Here is a 7,835-nt window from a genome sequence, read left to right on the forward strand (position 1 = left end):
AGCCTTGGCTGGGCTTATTTAAACCCGGTGAGCGGGTACGCTTACGCTTTATTAATTCAGCGGCGCAAAACGTTTTTTGATGTGCGAATTCCCGGTTTAAAACTGACGGTGCTGCATGCTGATGGTCAGCCCGTACAGCCGGTTTGTGTGGATGAGTTTCGTATTGCACCGGCCGAGACTTATGATGTGTTAGTAGTGCCTGAGCAAGAGGTGTATACCGTGTTTGCGCAAGCTATGGATAGAACCGGTTATGCGGTTGGCAGCTTGGCAACGCGCGCTGGCTTAAGCGCTGAAATACCGGCTTTAGACCCGCCACAGCCTTTAACGATGTTAGATATGATGGGGACTATGCAAGCCAGTGTGCCAGTACATCATGCGAATAGCGAATATGGTGCTACCGTTGATATGCGGGTTGATACGCCTAGACAAAATCTCGATGATCCTGGCGTGGGCTTGCGCGACAATGGTCGGCGCGTTCTCACTTATGCTGATTTACGCAGTTGTGCCAGTCTGTTAAACACTAAGCCGCCTGAACGTGAAATTGAGCTGCATTTAACCGGTAATATGGAGCGCTATAGTTGGTCGATAGATGGCGTACCTTTTGAACAATCGACGCCTATTCATTTCCGGCACGGTGAATGTTTAAGAGTCGTGTTTGTTAACGACACCATGATGACCCATCCCATGCATTTACATGGGCTATGGAGTGATTTAGAAGATGCTAACGGTGAGGTGCAAGTGCGTAAACATGTTATTGCGGTGCAACCGGCGCAACGCGTGACGTTTCGAGTGCAGGCCGATGCATTAGGCTATTGGCCTTGGCATTGTCATTTGTTTTATCACATGCATGCAGGCATGTTTCGCGTGGTGGTGGTCGCGTGATTAAGCGCATGATGAAATTGGGCTTAGCGTTTTTTTGTTTAGCTGCCGCCAAAGTTAGCGCTGAGCCGATGATGGCTCATGACATGAGTCATCATCACGAGCATAACCACACATTACCTAGTACATCGTCTCGTAATCCCCATGCATACAGTGACGGCTATGACTTTAGCGACGATATTGAGCATAGTCATAAAGAAGAAGCCTTAATGGGGGCGGTTTTAGTGGATAGGTTAGAAGCGGCGGGTACCGGCCAACAAAGTCTCATGACCTATGACTGGCAAGCTTGGTATGGCAAAACCTTTTAATCGCGCGGTTATTCGCTCAGAAGGTAATATTGATGCGGGTCAATTCACTGAGGCACGTAATGAGTTATTATGGGGGCATGGCATCAGCGCGTATTGGGATAGCCAGTTAGGCGTTCGCTACGATAGCGGGAAAGGGCCTGAGCGTGCGTGGTTTGCATTAGGTGTGCAAGGTTTAGCGCCTTATTGGTTATATACGGAGGCCACGTTTTTATGTTGGCGAGCAAGGCCGCGTCGCGTTTAGGTTGGAGTTTGAATATGATGTGTTAATCACTCAGCGTTTAGTGCTACAGCCGCGCATAGAAACCAATATTTACAGCCAAAACGATATTAACCGTGATGTCCAATCCGGTTTGTCTGATTTTGAGGCGGGGGTGCGCTTGCGTTATGAGGTGTACCGAGAATTAGGACCATATTTAGGTGTTGAATGGTCAACGTCGCATGAAAGAAGCACTGTCATTGAGACTACGCGCTGGGTAGCGGGTGTGCAAGTCTGGTTTTAGTGACGACCGATAAATCTGTGATAACGCGGTATTCATTCGACGCTATTTCTTTTATACTTGCCGACTAACAATCACTACGATAATAACAGGGATACCTCATGGAAAAATACGAAAAACCTTTTATTTTGCACATGTTAACCACCGCCAAAAACCTAAGCCCGTTTGATGTTAATATGGCGATGGATGCCGGTTGGGTAACCGCCATTCCTTATATTAATGTTGAGCCTAGCGAAGTCCAAGGATTGGTACAAGATGCTATCTTCTCTCGTAGTACCAAAAATTTAAAACGTACCGGTATTTTCATCGGCGGTCGTGATACTAAACAAGCCATGGATATGTTAAAAACCGCTAAACGCTCTATGGTGCCACCGTTTGAAGTCTCAGTTTTTGCCGACCCTAGCGGCGCATTTACCACGGCTGCTGGCATGGTTGCAGCTGTTGAAAATGAATTAGTGACTAAATTCAATACTTCATTAGAGGGTAAAACCATTTTAGCGTTAGGCGGTACGGGTCCTGTCGGACAAGTCGCTGCGGTTATCGCGGCTCAAGCCGGTGCTAAGGTGAGAATTATTGGCCGACAATTAGAAAAAGCTCAAAGCATTGCCGACTTATGCAATAACGAATTTGGCGATGGTCAAATCACGATTGAAGCCGGAGCTGATGCGGATAAAGCAGAATATATCAAAACGGCTGACGTAGTTTTTGCGACCGGCGCGGCAGGTATTGAGTTATTAAGTGCTGAGCTTATTGCGTCTGCACCTATGTTAAAAGTTGCCGCAGATGTTAACGCTGTTCCACCTGCAGGTATTGCTGGTGTTGATGCCTTCCATAACGGTACACCTATTGCGGGCTCTACCAGTGGCGCGGTTGGTATAGGCGCATTGGCGATTGGTAATATTAAATACCAAGCACAAAATTTGTTATTGAAATCAATGATTAATACGGACAAACCTTTGTACTTACATTTCGAACACGCTTTTAGCGTTGCTAGAGACTCTATTAAATCTAAAGCTTAAATCGACTAAAGAGGTTACTCATGGAGAAGCGCAGCGTATTACATATGTTGGATCCTATGCCCAACAATAGCCCTTTTGATGTCAACATGGCTATTGATGCGGGGTTTGATGTCTTAGTGCCTTATAGCAATGTGAAATTAGACAGCGTATACGGCTTAACACAAGATGCGATTTTCTCTCGAGGCCCCTCAGGTGTTAAACGTACGGCATTATTTATCGGTGGACGCGATTTTGGCTTAGCGATGGATATGCTAAAAGCCACTGGCCAAGCGATGGTACCGCCGTTCGAAATTTCGGTTCTTGCTGACCCTAGCGGCGCATTTACCACAGCCGCCGCATTAGTCGCTTGTGTCGAAAAGCAATTGCGTCTTCATCATCAGCGTGAATTAAAAGACTGTACCGCCGTGGTATTTGGTGGTACTGGGCCTGTCGGTATTACTACCGGTGTTATTGCCTCGTTAGCCGGGGCAAAAACCATATTAACCGATCATTTATCGAGTGATACCGCTGAAGATGTGGCTAAAGCGTATAACCGCCGCTTTTCTGCCACGCTAACCGGTGCTTGCGCGCGTACCGATGCCGATAAAATTGCGTTATTAGCTGAAGCCGATATTGTATTTTGTACCGCTAAAGCGGGTATTCAAGTGCTTAATGCTGCCGTGTTAAAAACCACAAGCCAATTAAAAGTCGCAGGTGATGTCAATGCCGTGCCACCGTTAGGCATAGAGGGTATACAGCAGAAAGACAACGGCGTAGCACTTAAATATGCGGAAAATGCGCCTGGCGCGGTAGGTATTGGCGCTTTAGCGATAGGCGATGTGAAATATCAATTACAACACCAATTATTAAAAGCCATGCTGGAAACCTCAGAACCTTTGTCCCTGGATTTCAGAAGCGCTTATGAAAAAGCAAAAGACCATCGTATAATCCTACTAAAATAATAATAAATACCTAAGGTGTTGTGCTGGAGCGCTACATGAATACAAACAGCTGAGTGTGTGGCTGTTATGTGGGCTGTTGGCGCATCACCTTACGATGAGCGTCAAAACATGAGCCGACATGACCGAATCTTATTCGCGGGTGATCCGCATGGAAATTTTCAACCATTAATAACTGCTGTTCATAAACATCGTCCAGAAGCTGTCATCTTATTAGGTGATTATGATTTGGCTATGCCTTTAGATATTTGTTTGCAAGAAATTTTGGCCTTGACTGAGGTTTGGTGGATTGCCGGTAATCATGATTTCGAGACGCCGAGTAAATATAAAAATCTGTTTCACTCAGGTTTAGCGGATAAGAGCCTACATTTAAAAGTAACAGAAATTTCAGGGCTTAGAATCGCAGGTTTAGGCGGTATTTTTTTAGGCCGGGTATGGTATCCGCCTCAACCACCTAAGTGGCTGAGTAAACAACATTTTATTCAACAACAAAATATAACCGTTAAAGAAGCTAACTTGCCGCTAAAGTATTTATCGGCTATCTGGCATGACGAGTTTGAAGCGTTAAAAAAGTTACGCGCTGACATTCTCGTTAGTCATGAAGCTCCTGGTTCTCATCGCCATGGTTTTTCTGCTATTAGCGAATTAGCTGCTGCTATGGGCGTCAGACATGTGTTTCACGGTCACTTACATGAAACGTATGCGCGCACTGTTAAAAACAGCATTAATGTTTTTGGCGTAGCCAACACCTCCGTAGTTGACTTATTAGGCAACCCTTTAGAATAACTTTCCTATCTTCTCTCTCCATGACCGACTTTGTTCCACCGTACCCGCCGCGCCACCAAAAAAACTTAAGCGCGTTAGATATTTTAAAATATGGTCGCCGTGATTTATTATCGATATGGCCAGAAACGGCGTTTGACCGCCAATTCATCGCAACAAAAATTATTAATAAACATATATTTATCGCTAATCACCCGGAAGTGGTGAAACACGTTTTTTATTACGCATAACAGTAATTACGAAAAGAAAAGTCCAATTATGCGCAAAGCCTTAGCACCTTTATTAGGCGATGGCTTATTTATTAGCGATGGCGAAATTTGGCAAAAACACCGAAGCTTAGAAACACCGATGTTTAGCACCGAGCAAGTGGCTAAATACAGCGAGATTATGTGCCAAACCACAGACGAGCGCGTAGCAACGTGGTCGCGCTATCAGCCTGGGCAAAAGATTTTGGTGTTACCCGAAATGGGACAGCTAACCGCTGAAATTATTTGCAGGTCTCTATTTGGTAATCAGTTAGGCACTGAACAAGCCGCATCCGTGATACAAAGCTTTGCAGATTACCAAGCGGCGATTGAGCAAATGGATATTAACACCTTTTTTTGGCTTGCCGAGTTGGATACCGGGTTTAGGCAATAACAAAGCCAGCAAAGCCGCTAAAGCGATTCATGCGATTGTCGATAATGTCATTGCTAAAGCGGAGCAAGCAGGCTTAAACGATACCTTGTTAGCACAATTTTTAAAGCTACAAAGCGCTAAGTCTGATGATGTTGATAATTTATATTAAGAACTTCAATTTATAATCAAGTCGAAATACTTTTCAAGAAATTTTTTCGCATCACAATTGCTTGGAGTAGGTAATGAATCCCTCAAAAATATCTTGGCATCATCTTTCGCCTGAAGACTTGCTGACTCGCCTGCAGGTCGATATTCAGCAAGGTTTGAACGAAACCGAGGCACGGCGGCGCCTTAGTCAATACGGCTCTAATCGTCTGACACCACGACGTGGAAAAAGCCCGTTGCGCTTGTTGTTTGAACAGTTTCATCAACCACTAGTTTATATTCTAATCGTTGCTGCAGCCATCACAGCATTTTTACAGGAATGGGTCGATAGCAGCGTCATATTTGGCGTGGTACTGGTTAATGCCATAATTGGTTTTATTCAGGAAGCCAACGCTCTAAAAGCAATTGATGCGTTGAGCCGAGTGTTAACGATTAGCTCGACGGTATTACGCGATGGACAACGCAGAACCATTTCCGCTAGTGAGTTAGTACCTGGTGATGTCGTATTGCTGCAATCCGGCGACAAAGTGCCTGCCGACTTGCGTTTATTGCAGCTCCGCGAACTACAAATAGACGAGTCGGCTCTGACCGGAGAATCGGTGCCGGTAGAAAAGCATCTAGCTACGCTCGAAGTTACCACGGTGTTAGCGGATCGCTACAACATGGCGTACTCCTCGACCCTAGTGACCTATGGCAGTGGACTTGGCGTGGTAGTGGAAAGCGGCGACCGTACCGAAATCGGCCTAATCAATCGCATGATTGCCAGCGCCACGGATCTGGAAACGCCGCTAACTCAAAAAATAGGCCAGTTCAGCCGTTTGTTGTTGTGGATAATCTTAGGTCTTGCCATAGTCACTTTTGCTGTGGGCGTTTGGCATGGCCATGCCATGCTAGATATGTTCATGGCTGCGGTGGCGCTGGCAGTAGGCGCAATTCCAGAAGGTTTGCCTGCCGCGTTGACCATTACCCTGGCAATCGGCGTATCTAGGATGGCAAAGCGCAATGCGATAATCCGCAAACTACCTGCAGTAGAAACCCTAGGCAGCACCACAGTCATTTGCTCGGATAAGACCGGCACACTGACGCAAAATCAGATGACTGTGCAAGCCTTGTTTGCGGGTGGTGAATGGTTTGACGTCACCGGAACGGGTTACACGCCCGATGGTGAGTTGCACCGAAACGGAGCGACTATTGTTCCGCAACAGTATCCTGCTGTACTGGAATGTCTTAAAGCCGGGTTGTTATGCAACGATGCTAGACTGCTGGCTGAACCCGATAATTGGCGCATAGAGGGCGACCCTACCGAAGGAGCATTATTAGTTGCAGCGCACAAGGCAGGTTTACATCATACCAGCGTCAACGACGAACATCCTCGTCTTGATTCCATTCCGTTTGAGTCCCAACATCAATTCATGGCCACACTGCATCACAATCTAGCCATGGATGCACGCCATGTTTATTTGAAAGGTTCGCTAGAAAGTCTGCTGGTTCGGTGTGACACAGCATTTGATAGTCAAATGCAACCAACAGCATTAGATAAAATCTTGCTACAACGCCAGGTTGAAACCATGGCTGCACAGGGATTGCGGGTATTGGCGTTTGCCCGTGCCGACCACCACTATGACGCCGTTCAACATGACGAAGTGATGAGCGGCCTGACTTTTCTTGCTTGCAAGCCATGATGGATCCACCACGTCCAGAAGCTGCCACCTCAATCGCAGCCTGTTACCAAGCAGGGATTCAAGTCAAGATGATTACCGGAGACCATCCCATCACTGCACAAGCGATTGCTAGACAATTGGGTATGCAAGGCACGGAGCAAGTCATCAGCGGCGCAGAATTGCAGACTATTGACGAGAATCAACTACGCGAGCGGGTAGCAAAGTGTGCCGTTTACGCTCGCATCGCCCCGGAGCAAAAACTGCAATTAGTCAGGGTATTACAAGCTCAAGGCCATGTGGTGGCGATGACCGGCGACGGAGTCAACGATGCACCTGCGCTACGCCAAGCTAATATCGGCGTGGCTATGGGATTGAACGGCACTGAAGTTGCTAAAGAAGCAGCCGCCATGTTGCTCACCGATGATAATTTCGCCACCATCGAAGCTGCCGTGGAAGAGGGGCGCGGTGTATTCGATAATCTGGTTAAATTTATCGTCTGGACTTTACCGACTAATCTTGGCGAGGGTTTAGTTATATCCGCCGCCATTTTCGCCAATGTGGCGTTGCCGATTACCCCGGTGCAAATTCTCTGGATCAACATGTCAACGGCTGTGTTACTGGGGCTAATGCTGGCCTTTGAGGCTAAGGAACCCGGTTTGATGAAGCGCAAACCGAGAGATCCCGAACAGCCGATTTTGACTAAACACCTGGTATTCCGTATTTGCCTGGTTGCCACCTTACTGTTGATTGGCGCCTATGGGCTGTTTCAATGGGAGTTGTCGCACGGTGAAACACTGATGAAAGCTCGCACTGTGGCAGTCAATGTATTTGTCTTCGGCGAACTGTTTTACTTGTTCAACTGCCGCTCGCTGAAATATTCGATGTTTCATATCGGGGTCTTTTCCAATGGATGGGTAATCTTCGGCGTATGTAGCATGACCATGCTGCAATTGCTGTTTACTTACTG

General features: G+C 46.7%; 12 protein-coding genes. All 12 read left to right on the top strand.

Annotation, left to right across the window (positions count from 1 at the left end; all coding sequences use genetic code 11):
• Positions 1–882, top strand: an 882-nt coding sequence (locus VZ94_RS07770) for a multicopper oxidase domain-containing protein (protein ID WP_338040303.1), incomplete at its 5' end; no start/stop codon positions are given.
• A gap of 8 nt (positions 883–890) precedes the next feature.
• Positions 891–1,187, top strand: coding sequence for a copper resistance protein B (locus VZ94_RS28385; protein ID WP_239649733.1), 297 nt, complete (start codon positions 891–893; stop codon positions 1,185–1,187).
• Positions 1,171–1,428 carry a copper resistance protein B gene (locus tag VZ94_RS30410; protein WP_052700309.1) on the top strand — a complete coding sequence of 86 codons (258 nt, stop codon included), beginning with the start codon at positions 1,171–1,173 and terminating at the stop codon, positions 1,426–1,428. The genes VZ94_RS28385 and VZ94_RS30410 overlap by 17 nt, the downstream gene beginning before the upstream one ends.
• 1 nt (position 1,429) lies before the next feature.
• Positions 1,430–1,687 carry a copper resistance protein B gene (locus VZ94_RS30415; RefSeq protein ID WP_052700310.1) on the top strand — a complete coding sequence of 86 codons (258 nt, stop codon included), beginning with the start codon at positions 1,430–1,432 and terminating at the stop codon, positions 1,685–1,687.
• Between the two features lie 98 nt (positions 1,688–1,785).
• Positions 1,786–2,703 carry an NAD(P)-dependent methylenetetrahydromethanopterin dehydrogenase gene (locus tag VZ94_RS07780; protein WP_239649734.1) on the top strand — a complete coding sequence of 306 codons (918 nt, stop codon included), beginning with the start codon at positions 1,786–1,788 and terminating at the stop codon, positions 2,701–2,703.
• 20 nt (positions 2,704–2,723) lie between these two features.
• Positions 2,724–3,644: an NAD(P)-dependent methylenetetrahydromethanopterin dehydrogenase gene (locus VZ94_RS07785; protein WP_045778796.1), complete on the top strand. Its 921-nt coding sequence runs from the start codon at positions 2,724–2,726 to the stop codon at positions 3,642–3,644.
• Positions 3,645–3,752: 108 nt separating this feature from the next.
• The gene (locus VZ94_RS07790; protein ID WP_045778798.1) at positions 3,753–4,427 is read left to right on the top strand and encodes a metallophosphoesterase family protein; all 675 of its coding nucleotides are present in this window, start codon (positions 3,753–3,755) and stop codon (positions 4,425–4,427) included.
• Between the two features lie 20 nt (positions 4,428–4,447).
• Positions 4,448–4,654, top strand: coding sequence for a hypothetical protein (locus VZ94_RS22470; protein WP_052700311.1), 207 nt, complete (start codon positions 4,448–4,450; stop codon positions 4,652–4,654).
• A 28-nt stretch (positions 4,655–4,682) separates the two neighbouring features.
• Positions 4,683–5,063: a cytochrome P450 gene (locus VZ94_RS22475; protein ID WP_052700312.1), complete on the top strand. Its 381-nt coding sequence runs from the start codon at positions 4,683–4,685 to the stop codon at positions 5,061–5,063.
• The gene (locus tag VZ94_RS22480) at positions 5,032–5,211 is read left to right on the top strand and encodes a hypothetical protein (RefSeq protein WP_052700313.1); all 180 of its coding nucleotides are present in this window, start codon (positions 5,032–5,034) and stop codon (positions 5,209–5,211) included. The genes VZ94_RS22475 and VZ94_RS22480 overlap by 32 nt, the downstream gene beginning before the upstream one ends.
• Before the next feature lie 73 nt (positions 5,212–5,284).
• Positions 5,285–6,889 carry an HAD-IC family P-type ATPase gene (locus VZ94_RS28395; RefSeq protein ID WP_239649735.1) on the top strand — a complete coding sequence of 535 codons (1,605 nt, stop codon included), beginning with the start codon at positions 5,285–5,287 and terminating at the stop codon, positions 6,887–6,889.
• Positions 6,886–7,835: HAD-IC family P-type ATPase (locus tag VZ94_RS28400; protein WP_239649736.1), on the top strand; the 950-nt coding region annotated here is incomplete at its 3' end. The genes VZ94_RS28395 and VZ94_RS28400, both read left to right, overlap by 4 nt.

It is taken from the genome of Methylocucumis oryzae (assembly GCF_000963695.1).
GTDB lineage: Bacteria > Pseudomonadota > Gammaproteobacteria > Methylococcales > Methylomonadaceae > Methylovulum > Methylovulum oryzae.